The following is a 16709-nucleotide window of genomic DNA, read 5'->3' on the forward strand; positions in this document are numbered from 1 at the left end:
GTTTCCTCGCCGGAGCCCTGACGCTCGCCCTGGCATTGGTGGCCACGTCGGCCGCCGTCGTCCCTGCCCACGCAGACAACGACGCCATTGGCTACCCCGTGTTCTCCGGAGCGGAGAGCCCCGTCCCCGAATTACCCGCGGGCTTCACCGTCAACGAGACCATGCGCGCCCAGTACCGAGCCGATCTGCGGCGCGGCGACGGCACCGACTTCTGGATGGACCGGATGCTGGCCCGCGAAGGCCAGGATCCCGCGGGCACATGGCTGTTCACCCGGGGCCGAGCCGTGTTCATGAAGGAACACGACCCCACGAAGCTCGGTTTCGCGGGCAACGTCGCGTACTGGGAGTGCATCGACAACCGCTCCGCGTACACCGTCACGGTGGCGGCGGACGGCGAGAACATCGCCCTCCGAGAGAACGTGGACGCCAGGAAACAGACGCCGAGTTACTGGCGCAGCGCATTCGCCCACGAGGCCACCGGTCTGAAACTGACCCAGACGAAGTTCATCACCGACGCCAATGCCGCCGTGACGAACCTGGCGCTCACCAACTCCGGTTCGCAGTCCCGCACCCTCACGCTGCGCGCCATGTCCCCGTACACCACCACCTCCGACGGCGCCGAACTCACCGGCACGGTCGCGGCGAAGAACAACCTCACGACGGTCTTTCCGCGGCTCTCGGGCGACGGGATGAAACCCGAGAGCGAGGGAGAGAGCAAGGGCGAGGCACTGACGCGCTCGGTGACCGTACCGGCCGGCGGCACCGTCACGGTCAAGGTCCAACTGGGCTTCGTCACCGAGGAGATCGGCGATTCACGGACCGCGTACGAATCCGTGCGGGCCGCTTCCCCGAAGAACGCCTTCCGCGACCACGTCAGAGAGTACAACCGCTGGTGGGCCGAGAACCTGCCCTATATGGACGTCCCGGACGACAACATCGAGAAGACGCTCTACTACCGTTGGTGGCTGCTGCGTTACAACTTCCTCGACGCAGACATCCCGGGCAACGACTACCAGTTCCCCACCTCCATGGAAGGCGTCCTCGGCTACAACAACGCGATCGCCCTCACCGTCGGCATGTTCGTCGACGACCTCAAATACCTGCGCGACCCGAGCTATTCGTACGGGCCCTGGGTATCGGCGGGAGAGGTGTCGAAGAACAGCAAGTACACCGACAACCCCGGTGATCCCGAGAACTGGTCGAACAGCTACACCCAGTACATCTCCGAGGCCGCCTGGCGTTCCTATCAGGTGCACGGCGGGCCGGACGGCATCGTGCGCAATCTGGCCCGGTACGCCGAGAAGGACGTCCGCGGTCAACTGGCCGACTACGACAACGACGGCAACGGACTGATCGAGTACGACTGGGGCGCCATGACCGGGAACGATGCCGACGCGGTGTCGTTCGACTGGAAGCCCGGAAATCTGGACCGCGCCGAATCGGCGTATGTGTTCAGCAACGCCTCGGCGGCCGCCCGCGCGTACGACCTGCTCGGTGAGACCGAAAGGGCCGACGGGATGCGGGGCATCGCGGACCGGGTGAAGAAGGCGGTTCTGAAGCATCTCTGGGATCCGAAGGACAAACTCCTCAAGCACCGGCACGTGGCCTCGGACTCCCTCGTGCCGTGGAAAGAGATCAACAACTACTATCCGTACAGCGTCGGGTTGATGCCCACCTCGGACGAGGATCCTCAGTACCTCGAAGCCCTGCGGCTGTGGGCCGACGCGAAGCAGTACCCCGTCTTCCCGTTCTTCACCGCCAACCAGGCCGACAAGGCTGAGGCCGCGGAACAGGGACACCCGGGCAGCAACAACTTCTCGGTCATCAACTCCACGGTCACCTTCCGCTTCCTCTCCTCGGTGCTGCGGAAGTACCCGAACAACTACATCGACAACGAGTGGTACAAGAAACTGCTCTCCTGGAACGCCTGGGCGCACTACGTGGACGGTGACAACCGCTGGCCCGACCAGAACGAATTCTGGGCGGACGGCAGCGCCGACCCGCAGAAGATCGGGTACCGGTCATGGATACACCACACCATCCTCGGTACCACCAACTGGACGGTGATCGAGGATGCGATGGGATTCAGGCCGCGTTCCGACAAGAAGATCGAGCTCTCGCCGATCGACATCGACTGGCCGCATTTCGCGGTGACGGACATCAATTACCGGGGCAGCAATCTGGCCGTCCTCTGGGACGAACCGGGCGACGGGAAAAGGCCGTACGGGAAGCAGGTGCCCGAGGGCTATTCCGTCTACCTCGACGGCAGGCTCGCCTTCACGGTCGACTCCCTCACCCACCTCCTCTACGACCCCGCCACCGGCAAGGTGACGTTCCCCGACGGCGGTGACGCCAAGGTGCGTACCAGCAACAAGGCCCGCGTCCAGGCGCCCCAGGACGTCGAGTACGGCTCGAAGGAAAGGGTCACCGATCTCTTCGCCAAGGCCGGGCGAGACCTGAGCGGTCCTGCGAAGGACGCGGAGAATCTCGCCTCCGGGGCGACCGCGCGAGCCTCGTACGAGGCTGAGGGGCGCGGAGTCTCCGGTGCCGTCGACGGCTTCACCATCAACGAACCCTTCTGGGGTGCGCGAGGCTCGGGAGCCGAAGAGGACTGGTACGAGATCGAATTCGCCGGACCGCGGAAAGTCGACGACATCAAACTCTACTTCTACAGCGACAAAAAGCCGGGCGGATACTCCGAACCGGCCATGTACACCGTCCAGTTCTGGAACGGAACAGAATGGAAGGACGTGGCAGGGTCGGCCAAGTCGCCGGTCTACCCGAGAGCCAACCGCAATCACGTCCGCTTCGAGCAGGTGACGACACAGAAACTGCGCGTTCTGCTGACCCACCGGGACGGTCGCAGCAGTGGCCTCAAGGAGATCCAGGCCTTCGGCACCGGTGAGAGAGTCCCCGCGGCCGAGAACCGGGCCCCGTACGTAGAGGCCTGGCAGGACACTTCGTACCACCGGCCCGGCCAGGTCCGGCTGGCGGGGATCGTGGAGGACGACGGGCTTCCCGCACGGAAACTCTCCTCCGTGTGGAAGCCGGTGTCCGGCCCGGAGGGCGGCACGGTCATCCTCGACGACCCGGGGGCCCCGACGACCGTCGCCCGGTTCACCGAGGCAGGCACCTACACCCTCGAACTGACCGCCACGGACGGTGCGAAGCAGACGGTGAAGCAGGTCGTCGTGAAGGCGGAGGGCCCTTCCGGCGGCACGCAGGCCAACGTGGCCCCCTTCGCGAAGCCCACGGCCTCCTACACCTCCGGCTGGGAGTCGGCCGCCGCGATCAACGACGGCAAGGAGCCGGCCTCGTCCTCGGACACACCGCGCTGGGGCAGCTGGCCGGAGGAGGGCACCCAGTGGGTCCGGTACACCTGGGACGACCCGGTGCGCGTCGACGGCTCGGACCTGTACTTCTTCCGGGACGCGCAGCCCGGAGCAGGAGACGGCGTCGGTGTCCCGGCCTCATGGGTGATCGAGTACCTGGACGGCGACGAGTGGCGCGAGGTCCGGCAGCCGAGCGGCTACGGCACCGCCGAGAACAGCTACAACCGGACCACCTTCGCCCCGGTCACGACGACGGGTCTGCGGGCCCGGCTGACCGGACACCCCGGGCTCTCCGTCGGCGTACAGGAATGGAAGGTGTACGCCGAAACCCCGGAGTCCGTCCGCGAGGTGCACGTCCCGACGCCACGAGGGACGATCCCCGACCTGCCCGACGAGGTGACGATGGTCTACGCCGACGGGTCCACGGCCCGTTCGCCCGTCGCCTGGCCCGCCCTGACGGAGGACCAGGTCGCGGAGGGCGGCACGAGCGTACGGATCACCGGCCTTGCGGACCGGTCCGCAAGGCCGGTCACGGCGACCGTCTGGGTACGGCTCACCGACGCGGTAGAGATCACCAGCATCGCCGGTGAGCGGGTGGTGACCCGGCCCGGCGTGGCGCCCCGGCTGCCGGGGACCGTCGTCGCGACGTACAACGACGGCTCGAAGGACAGCCGCGTCCCCGTCACCTGGGATCCGGTCGAACCGGGCCAGTACGCCGAGCCGGGAACCTTCGAGGTCGGCGGAACGGTGGCGGGCACCGACCGCCGTGCCACGGCCACGGTCACCGTCACAGCGCCGCCGCCCGGCTCGGCCGGGCGTGCGTCGCCCTGACCATCCGCAGCCACCGAACCGTCCCTGCCCGTCGACGATCGGAGACCGAGCATGCCCCATCTCCCTTCCCGCCGCCGTCTGCTGAGGCTCACCGCCGCGGCGGCCGCCGTTCCGCTGCTCGAACCGGCCACCACCGCCACCGCCGCCGTCCCCGCGCCCGGCTCTCTCGCGGCACCCGCCGCGTACCCCGGGGGCCCCACGGGTACCACCGGTTCCGCACTGCCCGTCCCGGAAACCTGGACGGTGCGGCCGTTCCCGCTGGACGCCGTGCGACTGGGCGAAGGCACCTTCCGCAGCAAGCGCGACCTCATGCTGGAGTACGCGCGGGCCTATCCGGCGGACCGGATCCTCGCCGTCTTCCGGGCCAATGCCGGGCTCGACACGCTCGGTGCCCAGCCGCCTGGCGGCTGGGAGACCTCCGACGGCAACCTGCGCGGCCACTACGGGGGCCACTTCCTCACCCTGCTCGCCCAGGCTTACGCCGACACACGCGAGGCCGGACTCAAGGCCAAGCTGGACTACTTGGTCACGGCGCTCGGGGAGTGCCAGGAGGCGCTGGCGGAGCACGGCTCGCCGCGGCCGAGCCACCCCGGCTATCTCGCCGCGTACCCGGAGACGCAGTTCATCCTGCTGGAGAGCTACACGACGTACCCGACCATCTGGGCGCCGTACTACACCTGCCACAAGATCATGAGGGGCCTCCTCGACGCCCACACCCTGGCCGGCGACGAACGCGCCCTGGAGGTCGCCTCGAAGATGGGCGACTGGGTGCACAGCAGACTCGGCCGCCTTCCGAAGGCGCAGCTGGAGCGGATGTGGTCCATCTACATCGCCGGCGAGTACGGCGGGATGAACGAGGTGATGGCCGACCTGTACGCCCTCACCGGCCGCGTGGAGCATCTCGCCGCCGCCCGCTGCTTCGACAACACGGCGCTGCTGGAGGCCTGTTCGCAGGACCGGGACATCCTGGAGGGCAAACACGCCAACCAGCACATCCCCCAGTTCACCGGCTACCTGCGGCTGTTCGACCACACCGGGGAGGACACCTACGCCGAAGCGGCCCGCAACTTCTGGGGGATGGTCGTCGGCCCGCGTACGTACAGCCTCGGCGGCACCGGGCAGGGAGAGATGTTCCGCGCCAGGGATGCGATCGCGGCCACCCTCGACGACAAGAACGCCGAGACCTGCGCGACGTACAACATGCTCAAGCTGAGCCGGCATCTGTTCTTCCACGATCAGAACCCGGCCTACATGGATTACTACGAGCGGGCCCTGACCAACCAGATCCTCGCCTCCCGCCGGGACAGCCGCAGTGCCGGCAGCCCCGAGGTCACGTACTTCGTCGGGATGGGGCCGGGAGTACGGCGCGACTACGGCAACACGGGAACCTGCTGTGGCGGTACCGGAATGGAGAACCACACCAAGTACCAGGACTCGGTCTACTTCCGCTCCGCCGACGGGAGGGCGCTGTACGTCAACCTGTACCTGGCCGCCACCCTGGAGTGGCCGGAGAAGGGCTTCGTCGTCTCGCAGACGAGTGACTTCCCGGACGAGGGAGCGAGCACGCTGACCGTGGTGGAGGGAAGCGGGCGCCTCGATCTCAAGCTGCGCGTTCCGGACTGGGCCACCCGGGGCTTCACGGTCACCGTCAACGGCGTACGGCAGCCCGGTCGCGCGGTGCCGGGAAGCTATCTCACGGTGAGCCGGAGGTGGGCGCGCGGGGACCGCGTCCGGGTGTCGGCGCCGTTCGGTCTGCGGATCGAGAAGGCTCCCGACGATCCCGCCGTGCAGTCCCTGTTCTACGGGCCGGTCCTGCTGGTGGCCCGGAGCGCGGAGCCGACGTTCCGCTCGTTCTCGTTCTACAAGGACTTCACGCTCCGCGGTGACCTGGCGGACGCGGTCCGGCCCGAGGGCAGGCCGATGCACTTCACCACCCACGGCCTGGTCCTCGCACCGTTCCACATCGGGGACGACAGCCAGTACCACGCGTACTTCAAACGGTCCGAACCCGTCATCGTGTTCGGCTCGACCGACTCCGGTGTGCCCAACCGTGACCGCGGCGACGGTAGGACCTTCCTCGACCTGGTGTGGGATCCGGCACCGTTCGCGACGTCCGGCCGGTTCGTCCGTGCGGTACGTGCCCTGGCCGGGGAGTGGCTCTCCGAGGGCCTGCTCACCCGGAGCGAACGCGACCGGGTTGTCAGCGCTGCGGTCGGCGCCGATCTCAGGACCTGAGCGGGGGCCATCGGTCCGACCGACCGCACTGGCGTGAATGGCCGGAGATCGCCCTAGTCGGCCGGTGTGCAGCCCCATACGATGCGCGATGACTCGCGGCCTTCACATTTCCTTCACGAGGCCGTGAGTGCGCTCCCGTGTTTGGCATGCGCATGACCTGAATGTCTCTGCGCGTGCATGCGCACGCCCTGCTCCATCCGACGCACCTGGTCAGCGACGGTCTCCGCGCAGGCGGACACCGCACCCCCCAACCCCGGCGGCGCCGGCACCCGCCCGCACCGCCCGGACCACCGAAGCACCGGATTGGAAGAACATGACTGGTGGACTGCTTCTGAGCAGCGCGGCCGCCGCGCTGTTCGCCTCCGCGCTCCCCGCGCCGCAGAGCTCGTCCGCGATCACCGACCCGCCCCCGGACAAGATCGTGATCGAGGTCGCCACGGTCAACGGGTCGGGTTGCCCCCAGGGGACGGCCGCTGTCGCCGTCTCGCAGGACAACACCGCCTTCACGGTGACGTACAGCGACTACCTCGCCCAGGTGGGCGGCGGCGCCAGTCCCACCGCGTTCCGCAAGAACTGCCAGCTCAACCTCATCGTCCACGTACCGCAGGGCTTCACCTACGCGGTCGCCAGCGCCGACTACAGAGGCTTCGCCTCGCTCCAGCCGGGCGCGAGCAGTACCCAGAAGGCCTCGTACTACTTCCAGGGATCGCCGAACACGGAGTCCAGAACCCATCCGTTCCGCGGCCCCTACAACGACAACTGGCAGGCCACCGACACCACCGACTGGGCACAACTGGTCTGGGCGCCCTGCGGAGTGCAGCGCAACTTCAACATCAACACGGAACTCCGGGTCAGCGCGGGAACCTCCGCGCCCGGCAGCACGAGCTTCATGACCATGGACTCCACCGACGGTGACATCAGCACCGTCTATCACCTGGCCTGGAAGGAGTGCCCCGGGAAGTAACGCGGGATCACGGCGGCCCTGCCTCACCGTTCGCTGCCGACCGGGCCCCAACCCGGTCGGCAGTGAACGCCCCTTCCGTACGGGCCAGTTGGCCGTGGCGTCCGCAGGGCTTCGTAACAAGTGCGCCACTTCCGGACACGTCCGATCGAATGCCGACCGGATGTTGACTCGGGCATGGCAGGCTCTGCGTGTCCGTGGACCGGCGGACGCGTCCCGCAGTCGACCGAAGCGGCACACCATGACACTGACCACCCTGAGCTTGGACCACCAGCGCCTACCTGTTGACAACGTTGCCTTCGATGTTCCCGCCGACATCACCAAGGCACTCCGAGACCTACTCGCCCGCTGAGTGAGAAGCAACATGACCTACGTCAATGTCTCTCTCGACCGATCCCGTAGCGGACCCCTGCTGCGCGCCCTGCGCGGGGCACGATTACTGCCCCCGCTCGTCCACCCGTGGGGATCGCACCACGCCTACGAAGAGCTGCTGACGCAGCCGCAGTCGCTCGCGATCCTCGACGTACCGGACGAGCGGTGGAGACCCGGCCTCGAGCATCGCGTCGGACTACTGCGCAGACTGGCGCCCGTCATAGCGCTCGTGCCCGAAGGCACCGATGCCGCCGACCTCCTCGACGCGGGAGCCGACAATGTCCTGGCCCGGAACATGCCGATCCAGGAACTGGCCGTACGGCTGGCGACGGAGCGGCGCTCGCTGGCCTCGGCGAGGCCCGTACCCCACGAGCAGGTTTCCCCGCCGGCCTCGATGCTTCCCCACCACGGCTCGCAGAGACTGCTCCTGCGTCTGCTGCTCACCGATCGACAACCGTGGTGCTGCCACGACCTGAGCCGACTGCTCGGCACCGCCGAACACCCCCTGAACCGTGCGGCCCTGCGCGCCCGGCTCGACAGGCTCAATGCCGCTCTGGAGCCGCTGGGACTGGCCCTGACCAGGTCCGGCGCTTGGAAGCGGCTCTTCTACACGGTGGTGCCTTCGGCGGGGGACCGAGCCGTAACTGGGCCATGACGGTTCGTCAGCGCTGCCGGTGTCTAGCCGTGGTGACGGTGCTCCGCCTGGTGCCGGGTGGCGTTCGCGGCCCTGTTCCAGGCGGGTGTAGTAGTCGGCGTTCACCCCGGCGAGAACGGCGACCTCCTCACGGCGCAGTCCGGCGACGCGTCGAACCCCGTAGCTCGCCATGCCGACGTCTTCCGGTTGCAGGCCCGCCCGCCGCGCGCGAAGGAAGTCTCCCAAGTGGTTGTCAGCCATAGCCATGACCTCAGGCTAGGCGGCGGATCGGTGTGCTGCCTGGGTGTGCCGCACCCAGGCAGCACACGTCCTGGTTAACGGTCGCCGACCTGCCCAGACTCGGTGGCGCAGGACAGAACCGCACCGAGGGACGAGAGGAATTCGCATGGTCAGGACCGCCGACGATGACAGCGTCGACGTGGTCGGGATGTGGGTGACCGCGGACGGTCACATACGCCAGGAGCTGCTGCCCAACGGCCGCTACGACGAAGCCCGCGGTGACCGGCGCAGCGCGTACACCGGCCGGTACACGGTGACCGGCAGCCACCTGGACTACGTCGACGACACCGGGTTCACCGCGACGGGCGACATCCGCGACGGCGTGCTCCACCACGAGCACCTCGTGCTCTACCGGCAGGAGAAGCAGGCATGACGAACACGGCCAAGGTGGTACTGGTCACCGGCGCGAGCAGCGGCATCGGTGAGGCGACTGCCCTGCGGCTGGCCGCCGACGGTCACCGTCTCGTCCTGGGCGCGCGGCGCGCCGACCGCCTGGAGGAGCTGGTCTCGAAGATCACCGCCGAGGGCGGCAGCGCGGCGTACGAGCTGCTGGACGTCACGGACGCCGCCGATGTACGCGCCTTCGTGTCCGCCGCCCAGGAACGCTGGGGCCGGGTGGACGTGATGGTCAACAACGCCGGAGTGATGCCGCTTTCGCCGCTCGCGGCACTGAAGGTCCACGAGTGGGACCGGATGATCGACGTGAACGTCCGCGGTGTGCTCCACGGCATCGCCGCTGCGCTGCCGGTGATGCGGGAGCAGGGCGGCGGGCAGTTCGTGAACGTCGCGTCGGTCGGCGCGTACGAGGTGGTGCCCACCGCCGCGGTGTACTGCGCCACCAAGTTCGCCGTACGCGCGATCTCCGAGGGGCTGCGCCAGGAATCGCCCGGTGACATCCGGGTCAGCGTCGTCTCCCCGGGCGTCACCGAGTCCGAACTCGCCGACTCCATCTCCGACCCGCGGGCCCGTGACGACATGAAGGCCTACCGCGCGGTGGCCATCCCCGCCTCCACGATCGCGGACGCCATCGCCTTCGCCATCAGCCGACCCGCCGAGGTCGACGTGAACGAGATCGTGGTGCGGCCTGCCGCGAGTGTGCACTAGCCAGGGAGGCGTAGGCCCAGGAGCAGTCTCACCGGCGGTGACGCCCAAGTGCTGCGGCGAGGGTGGAGAGGTGGTGGGAGACGGGTCTCAGGGTGAGGAGCCCGCTCCCGGCTCCAACCAACTCCTCTGCCGCGGGCGTCAGTTCGGTGTGGGCGCGCTCCATCATGTCCCGGTCGCCGACGGCGATGGTTGCTCGCCCGGTCAGGCACCACAGCCGGAACAAGGCTGGTGATCTACTCCGACAGAGAGGAGTCGGCCGACCAGAGATCATGAACTGCGGGTGCTCTCGTGATCTACTGCCGATCATGCCGCTGCTGATGCTCGACCTCGACAACACTCTGGTCGACCGCGATGCGGCCTTCCGTCTCGCTGTCCAGGCATTCCTGGCCGATCACGACCTGACTGATTCCGATCTCACGTGGGTGATGACCCTCGACGCCGGCGGCTATACCGCCCGTCAGGACGTCGCGGCGGCCATGACCGACCGGTACGGGACCTTGGTACCCGGCACCGCCATCCGCGCCCTGCTCGACAACGGCGCGGCCGACCGCGTCGTGCTGACGGAGTCCTCACGCGAGGCCCTGGGTACGGCGCTGGCCGACGGCTGGACCTGTGTCATCGTCACAAACGGCCGTACCAGGCAGCAAGAAGCGAAGATCCGCAACACCGGACTCGACCAACTCGTCCACGGCTGGGCCGTCTCCGAGGAAGTCGGGTACAAAAAGCCCGGGCCGGAGATCTTCAGAGCGGCAGCGGCCGGTGTCGAAGGATCCCTCGTCGGCGCTTGGATGATCGGAGATTCACCGCACGCCGACATCGCGGGCGCGAACGCGCTCGGTCTGCGCAGCGTGTGGGTGTCGGGCGGCCGACCGTGGACCCAGGACTCGTACCGGCCCACCCATGTCGCTGAAGACGTCGCCTCCGCGATCAACTGCGTCATCAATGCACCGAGATAATCCCCCCACTTCTATTCAACTTTGACTAGAGTGGTGGGTATGGCTGAGAAGACTATTCCGATCCTGCCGTGCCGGACCATCCAGCCCGTTCTCGACTTTTACACCGCTCTCGGCTTCGAGGTGACCTTCCAGCAGACGAGCCCTAATCCGTACGCGGTCGTCGAGCGTGGCGACATCGAGCTGCAGTTCTTCGGCCTGAAGCAGCACGAGCCGACCGAGTCGTACAGCACGTGCTACGTACTGACCGATGACGTCGACGGGCTGCACGAGTCCTTCCGGACCGGACTCAAGGCGGCGTACGGGAAGATCCCGACCCGCGGGCTGCCGCGCATCGGGGTGCTGAAGGACATGTCGTACGGCATGCGGCAGTTCCTCATGACCGATCCGGGCGGCAACTGCATCCGGATCGGGCAGCCGACAAGTGAGGACCAGCGCCACCGGCCCGCGCCCAAGGAGACCTTCGCGCGGGCCCTGCATCACGCGTCACTCCTCGCGGACTCGAAGGAGGATCCGGCTGCCGCCGCGAAGGTCATCGACCGAGTGTTGGGTCTCGAGGACGAGCGCCCCACGCCCGTGCAGCGGTTGCGCCTCCTCGTACTGCGTGCGGATGTCGCCGGGCGCCTGGGTGACGTGGAGACTGCGGCATCCGCGCTCGCCGAGGCCGCCGCGGTCGCGGCCCAACTCGGCGCGCAGGAGCGGGATTCGGTCCAGGACGACCTCGAGCGCCTCGCGGAGCTGCGGGCCTAGGAATCGCCGGCACGGGGTACGCCGCTGCCCAACTGGTCGGCCAGACACGCCAGGTACAAAGCCATGGTCGTCCGGTGCTCACGCAGCGGACGGCCGGTGATCTGCTCGATCTTGTTCATGCGGTAGACGACGGTGTTGCGGTGGATGTGCAGGGCCGCGGAGGCCCGTACGAGGTTGAAGCCGCTCTCGCACCAGGCGGTGATCGTGTCGCGGAGTACCGGCCAGTCCGGCTGGGTGCGCAGGTCCGCGGCGGTGAGTGCCAGCAGGCGGTTGCGGGCGGGCTGGCCCACCGCCGCCAGTACCTGGTGGACGCGGAGGTCGGTGATCAGGTGGACGGGGGAGCCTCCCGTCACCCGGGCGCCGAGGCGGAGCGCGTCGCAGGCGTCCTGGTAGGAGTCGTGCAGGTCGCCGACCGAGGAGGCGGGTTCGCCGATGCCGGCGCGGGCGTTGAGGCCGTCCTGGGCGGCGATGACGTCGGTGACCCGGCGGCAGTCGCCGACCAGCGACGTCACCGGGCGCCGGGCCGGCAGCCGGTGCAGTACGCCGATCCAGCCGGGCGCCGTGGTGGCGACGATGTCCTGGGGATCGGCGAAGACCTCGCGCACCGTGCGAAGCAGTTCCGAGCGGATCAGCGCCATGTCCCGGGTCGGCGCCCCCTGACGGCGGGCGCCCGCATCGGGCACGGTCACTTCGAACGCCACCGCCACCCGCCGAAGCCGCAGGTCGAAACCCAGCTCGGCGGCCCGGAACAGCAGGAACTCGCCTTCCACGACATGAGGGTCGTACGAGGCAATGTCGGCGAGCAGTTTCTCGGCCGCCCGCTCGGCGAGCAGCCGGGACCGCAGCATCACCGACTCCCGCAGCAGAATCTCCGTCTGGCGCTTCACCAGGAGTCCGAAGCGGCGCACCTGGGCGGGCGTACCCGTGATCCCGACCGTGCCCACCGCCTGCCCGTCCGTGACCAGCGGCAGGGTGACTCCGGGGCGTACTCCCCGCAGTTGGAGAGCCTGCGAGGTGTTGTGCGTGGCGGGCTCCTTCGTACGGATCACCTCGACGGACGCCTCGTGAAAAGTGCCGACGCGGCTGCTGTCGCCGCTGCCGATGACCGTGCCCTCCGCATCGGTGATCAGCACGTTGAAGCCGATGACCGCGGAGGTGTCCCCGGCGATCTCCTGCGCGAGAGACGGGCTCAGCATCAAGGCTCCTCCCGCCGCCAGGCCGCTGCCCGGATTGGACGCACCGTACAGTGCATCGAGCGATTTCGGCCACAAGTTCAGACGAAGTGACCGGTGACGTACCGCGAGCCGGTCCATAGCGTATGGGCCCTGTCACATCCCCCGCCGGGGCACAGCGAGGTGAACGGCGGACCCTTCAGTGCCAAATGGGAAGGCCATGCCGATGACCCGTGTGCGCTCACTCGTCGCCGCTTTGTCCGCGACACTCCTGCTTTCGGCCACCACCGCCTGCGGCTCGGACGGCGACGACGAACCGGCCAACGTGTCCGCCAAGACCGCCGCGCTCGGCACGCTCACGCCGGGCGTGATCAAGGTGGCCGTCCAGCCGTACGCCCCGTACACCAGCGTCCAGGGCGACAAGATCGTCGGACTGGACGGCGACATCCTCAACTACGCGGCGGACAAGCTGGGGTTGAAGGTCGAGCCCGAGGTCACGGACTTCGCCGGCATGCTGGCCGGGGTGCAGTCCCGCCGCGTGGACATCACCATCGGCGGTGTCGCCTGGTCCGAGGAGCGGCAGAAGCAGGGGCTGTTCACCGATCCGCCGTACTACTCGCCCCCGGCGATGGCCGTCAGAAACGGCAAGACGTACAAGACGGTCGACGACCTGAAGGGCCTGGAACTGGGCACCGTCGAGGGCTATGTCTGGGTCAAGTCGATCCAGGCCGTGCCCGACGCCAAGCTGCACGCCTACCCCGATGCCAACGGCGTCTTCGACGACCTCGGCGCGGGCCGCGTCGACGTCGGCTTCCTCGACCCGCTGATCATCATCGCGGCGCAGAAGGAACGGCCGGAACTGAAGATCGAGACCCAGTACATGACGCCGCCGACCGCCGAGCAGGTGAAGGCGAAGCCCGCGTACGAGTACTTCCAGCCGTACCAGACCGGCTTCTACCTCCCCAAGAAGGCCACCAAGCTGGAACAGGCGATCTCCGAGCAGATCGACGCCATGTACGAGAACGGCGAGATGGCCAAGCTCGTCGAGAAGTACGGCGGTGACCCGGAGCAGTTCCTCACGCCCGACGCCGCTGTCGCCCCCGCACGCCAAGGCGTGGACCGGCCCGCCGACTGGACGCCCCCGTCCATCGCGAAGTGAGGGGCTGACATGTCCGGTCTCTTCCAAGTCCCTTGGTCCGACTACCAGTCCGACCTCGTCGACGCACTCTGGCGCACCATCTCCTACACCGTCGTGAGCTTCATCGGCGCCGTACTGCTCGGCCTGGCCGTGGCTCTGCTCAGGCTGAGCAAGGTGTGGGCCGCGCGCGCCGTCGCCGCCGTCTACACCGAGGTCTTCAAGAACATCCCGCTCCTGGCCATCATCTTTCTGGCCTACTTCGGACTGGCCTCGGCCGGGCTCAAGCTGGACGTGTTCACGGCCGGCTGCGTCAGCCTCATCGTCTTCTACGCCGCCTACCTGTCCGAGATCTTCCGCTCCGCGATCAGCGGGGTGCACGCCGGACAGACGGAGGCGGGGGAGGCGCTGGGACTGGGCAGGGCAGGCATCTTCGGCCAGGTGATCCTGCCGCAGGCCGTGCGGCAGGCACTGCCCGGCACGAACACCTTCCTCGTCGACCTGCTGAAGTCCACATCACTGCTGGTCACCATCTCCGCCGCCGAGCTGATGTCCGAGGGGCGACTGATCACCTCGTCGACCTTCCGCGCGCTGGAGGTGTACCTGGTCATCTCGGCCATCTACTTCGCCCTGTGCTACCCGCTCTCCCAACTCCTCCTGCTGCTGGAGCGAAAGGTCCGCGCGGGCGTCCCCCTGTCCCCGTGGCGACGGCGCCGGATGCGGGCCGCACGCGCACTGCTCGCGGCCGACCTCCCCGTCGGCACCGACCGCAAGTCCGACCGGAAGGAGGCGGCGGTATGACCGAGCCCGTCACCACAGCGAAGACCGTCATACCGGTCGCCACCACCGAGGCCGTCGTACGAATCCAGGGCCTCAGCAAGTCCTTCGACGGCCGTCTGGTCCTCGACAACGTGAACCTGGAGGTCGACCGCGGCCGGATCGTCAGCGTCATCGGGCAGAGCGGCGGCGGCAAGACGACCCTGATGCGCTGCGTCAACCTGCTGGAACGGCCGGACGGCGGCACGGTCGAGGTCGCCGGTGAAGTGGTGCACAACGGCGGCCGGATGGTCTGCCGCGACCTGCCCCGGCTGCGTCGTACGGTCGGCATGGTCTTCCAGCGGTTCAACCTGTTCCCGCATCTCACCGCCGTGGAGAACGTCGTCCTGGCGCAGCGCAAGGCGGGCGTCCCCGAACAGGAGGCGCTGGAGCGGGCCGTCGCGCTGCTGCGCCGCGTCGGGGTGGCCCACCGCGGGCTCGCCCAGCCCGAGCAGCTCTCCGGCGGTGAGCAGCAGCGCGTCGCCATCGCACGGGCCCTCGCCCTCAAGCCCGAGGTGCTGCTCTTCGACGAACCCACCTCCTCCCTGGACCCCGAGGCCACCCGCGAGGTACTGAGCGTGATGCGGGAACTCGCCGCGGACGGAATGACGATGCTGCTGGTCACCCATGAACTGCCGTTCGCCCGCGAGGTGTCCGATCACGTCGTCTTCGTCGACGGCGGCCGGATCGTGGAGGAGGGCAGGCCCGAGGACGTCATCGACAACCCCGCCCGCGCCCGGACCCGGGAGTTCCTCGCCTCGTACGGGCCCACGTCATGACCGGTGCATCCGGTACGGCGGGCCCGCTCGGCGAGGGCCCCGTCGTGGTCGTCGGGGGCGGCGTCGTCGGACTGTGCACGGCGTACTACCTGGCCGCGGCCGGTCTTCCGGTGGAGGTCGTCGAGCGGCGCGGACTGGGCTCCGGGGCCTCCCGGGGCAACGCGGGATGGGTCTGCCTCAGCCATTCCACGCCCGTCCCGGCGCCCGGAGTGGTGCGCTACGCCCTCCGCTCGCTGGGACAGCCGGACTCGCCGCTCTATCTGCGGCCCCTGCCGGATCCGGCGTTCGTACGGTGGTTGTGGCGGTTCTGGCGCAGCAGCACACCGGCCGCTTTCCGGCGCGGTTACGCGGCGATCGCCGAGCTGAACCGCGACACCTTCGACCTCTTCGACGGTCTGCGCGAGGACGGTGTGGCCACGACGCTGACCCGCCCCGGCATGGTTCACGCCTTCCTGTCGCCGGCCGAGGCCCGCCACCATCTCGCGATCCAGCGGCAGATGGCGGACGGCCGCTACCCGATGCCCGACGACGTCACCATCGGACCCGAGGCACATCTGCTGGACGACGCGCTGTCGCCCGGCGTGCGCGCGGCCTACCTCGTCGAGGGGGAGGGCGTGGTCGATCCGGAGGCGTTCGCACAAGGGCTGGGGGAGGCACTGGCCGACGCGGGGGTGAAGGTCCACGAGAACGCGGAGGTGACAGGGTTCCGGTCGAGCGCGGGGCGCATCGCCGCGCTGCGGACCACGCAGGGCGAGATTCCCTGTGCGGCCGTCGTCGTCGCGGCCGGGATGCGCTCGCCGCACCTGCTGCGCTCACTGGGACAACCGCTGCCGCTCCAGGCGGGCAAGGGCTACAGCTTCTCGGTGGAGCTGGACCGGGCGCCCCGGCACACGCTGTACTTCGGCGAGCGCAGGGCCGTCGCCTCACCGATCGGCGGCACCACGCGGATCGGCGGCACGATGGAGCTGAGCGGCAACAACAACCGGCTCGACTGGCGCCGTATCGTCGCCGTCGCCCTCGCCAGCCGACACTACCTGGGCCGCTGGTTCGACGACCCGGACGACCTGGTCGGCCTGATCCGCGACCCCTGGGTCGGCGGGCGGCCGTTCCTCCCCGACGGGCTCCCGGTGATCGACCGCGTACCCGGCCACCACAACGCCTTCGCGGCCACCGGCCACGGCATGCTCGGCGTCACGCTCGGCCCGGCCACCGGGCACCAGCTCGCCGAGTACATCCGCACCGGTCGGCGGCCCGAGGCACTTGCGCCCTTCCGCTTCGACCGGCTGAGCCGCTGATCCGCTGGGGCGCAGAGGCGCGGCGTGCGGCTTCGCGTCG

At 68.7% G+C, this 16709-nt stretch carries 14 protein-coding genes and 1 pseudogene; 12 read left to right on the top strand and 3 right to left on the bottom strand.

Annotated elements, in window-relative coordinates; all coding sequences use genetic code 11:
* Positions 1–38 precede the first annotated feature (38 nt).
* From IEZ21_RS11210 to IEZ21_RS11225, 4 genes are all read left to right on the top strand, one after another.
* Entirely contained in the window at positions 39–4163 is a 4125-nt protein-coding gene (locus IEZ21_RS11210; protein WP_189321710.1) for an Ig-like domain-containing protein, read from the top strand.
* Positions 4164–4214: 51 nt separating this feature from the next.
* Entirely contained in the window at positions 4215–6398 is a 2184-nt protein-coding gene (locus IEZ21_RS11215) for a glycoside hydrolase family 127 protein (RefSeq protein WP_189321711.1), read from the top strand.
* 313 nt (positions 6399–6711) lie between these two features.
* The gene (locus tag IEZ21_RS11220; RefSeq protein WP_189321712.1) at positions 6712–7362 is read left to right on the top strand and encodes a DUF4360 domain-containing protein; all 651 of its coding nucleotides are present in this window, start codon (positions 6712–6714) and stop codon (positions 7360–7362) included.
* A 361-nt stretch (positions 7363–7723) separates the two neighbouring features.
* A complete protein-coding gene (locus tag IEZ21_RS11225; protein ID WP_189321861.1) occupies positions 7724–8386 on the top strand; it encodes a hypothetical protein in 663 nt (220 codons plus the stop codon).
* Positions 8387–8434: 48 nt separating this feature from the next.
* On the opposite strand, the pseudogene IEZ21_RS11230 reads toward IEZ21_RS11225, so the two are convergent.
* Positions 8435–8626: pseudogene (locus IEZ21_RS11230) on the bottom strand (helix-turn-helix domain-containing protein); the annotation flags it as partial.
* Positions 8627–8771: 145 nt separating this feature from the next.
* Here IEZ21_RS11230 and IEZ21_RS11235 point away from each other — a divergent pair.
* Both IEZ21_RS11235 and IEZ21_RS11240 read left to right on the top strand, forming a co-directional pair.
* Positions 8772–9038 carry an Atu4866 domain-containing protein gene (locus IEZ21_RS11235; RefSeq protein ID WP_189321713.1) on the top strand — a complete coding sequence of 89 codons (267 nt, stop codon included), beginning with the start codon at positions 8772–8774 and terminating at the stop codon, positions 9036–9038.
* A complete protein-coding gene (locus IEZ21_RS11240) occupies positions 9035–9769 on the top strand; it encodes an SDR family oxidoreductase (protein ID WP_189321714.1) in 735 nt (244 codons plus the stop codon). The genes IEZ21_RS11235 and IEZ21_RS11240 overlap by 4 nt, the downstream gene beginning before the upstream one ends.
* A 28-nt stretch (positions 9770–9797) precedes the next feature.
* Here IEZ21_RS11240 and IEZ21_RS11245 read toward each other — a convergent pair whose 3' ends face one another.
* Entirely contained in the window at positions 9798–9992 is a 195-nt protein-coding gene (locus IEZ21_RS11245; protein ID WP_246567569.1) for a hypothetical protein, read from the bottom strand.
* Between the two features lie 82 nt (positions 9993–10074).
* Here IEZ21_RS11245 and IEZ21_RS11250 point away from each other — a divergent pair, with 82 nt between their 5' ends.
* The gene (locus tag IEZ21_RS11250; RefSeq protein ID WP_189321715.1) at positions 10075–10725 is read left to right on the top strand and encodes an HAD family hydrolase; all 651 of its coding nucleotides are present in this window, start codon (positions 10075–10077) and stop codon (positions 10723–10725) included.
* A gap of 39 nt (positions 10726–10764) precedes the next feature.
* The gene (locus IEZ21_RS11255; protein WP_189321716.1) at positions 10765–11472 is read left to right on the top strand and encodes a bleomycin resistance protein; all 708 of its coding nucleotides are present in this window, start codon (positions 10765–10767) and stop codon (positions 11470–11472) included.
* Here IEZ21_RS11255 and IEZ21_RS11260 read toward each other — a convergent pair.
* The gene (locus tag IEZ21_RS11260; RefSeq protein WP_189321717.1) at positions 11469–12668 is read right to left on the bottom strand and encodes a CdaR family transcriptional regulator; all 1200 of its coding nucleotides are present in this window, start codon (positions 12666–12668) and stop codon (positions 11469–11471) included. The two genes, IEZ21_RS11255 and IEZ21_RS11260, sit on opposite strands and share 4 nt — an antisense overlap.
* A gap of 196 nt (positions 12669–12864) precedes the next feature.
* Between IEZ21_RS11260 and IEZ21_RS11265 the strand changes: the two genes are divergently transcribed.
* The 4 genes from IEZ21_RS11265 to IEZ21_RS11280 are packed head-to-tail and all read left to right on the top strand — an operon-like array spanning position 12865 to position 16669.
* Entirely contained in the window at positions 12865–13803 is a 939-nt protein-coding gene (locus tag IEZ21_RS11265) for a substrate-binding periplasmic protein (protein WP_246567571.1), read from the top strand.
* A gap of 9 nt (positions 13804–13812) precedes the next feature.
* Positions 13813–14580, top strand: a complete 768-nt coding sequence (locus IEZ21_RS11270) for an amino acid ABC transporter permease (protein ID WP_189321718.1) — start codon at positions 13813–13815, stop codon at positions 14578–14580.
* Positions 14577–15374 (top strand): amino acid ABC transporter ATP-binding protein, encoded by a 798-nt coding sequence (locus tag IEZ21_RS11275; RefSeq protein WP_189321719.1) that lies wholly within the window; start codon positions 14577–14579, stop codon positions 15372–15374. The genes IEZ21_RS11270 and IEZ21_RS11275 overlap by 4 nt, the downstream gene beginning before the upstream one ends.
* Positions 15371–16669: an NAD(P)/FAD-dependent oxidoreductase gene (locus tag IEZ21_RS11280; protein WP_246567573.1), complete on the top strand. Its 1299-nt coding sequence runs from the start codon at positions 15371–15373 to the stop codon at positions 16667–16669. The genes IEZ21_RS11275 and IEZ21_RS11280 overlap by 4 nt, the downstream gene beginning before the upstream one ends.
* The last annotated feature ends 40 nt before the right edge of the window (positions 16670–16709 follow it).

It is taken from the genome of Streptomyces flaveus (assembly GCF_014647675.1).
Classification (GTDB): Bacteria; Actinomycetota; Actinomycetes; order Streptomycetales; family Streptomycetaceae; genus Streptomyces; species Streptomyces flaveus.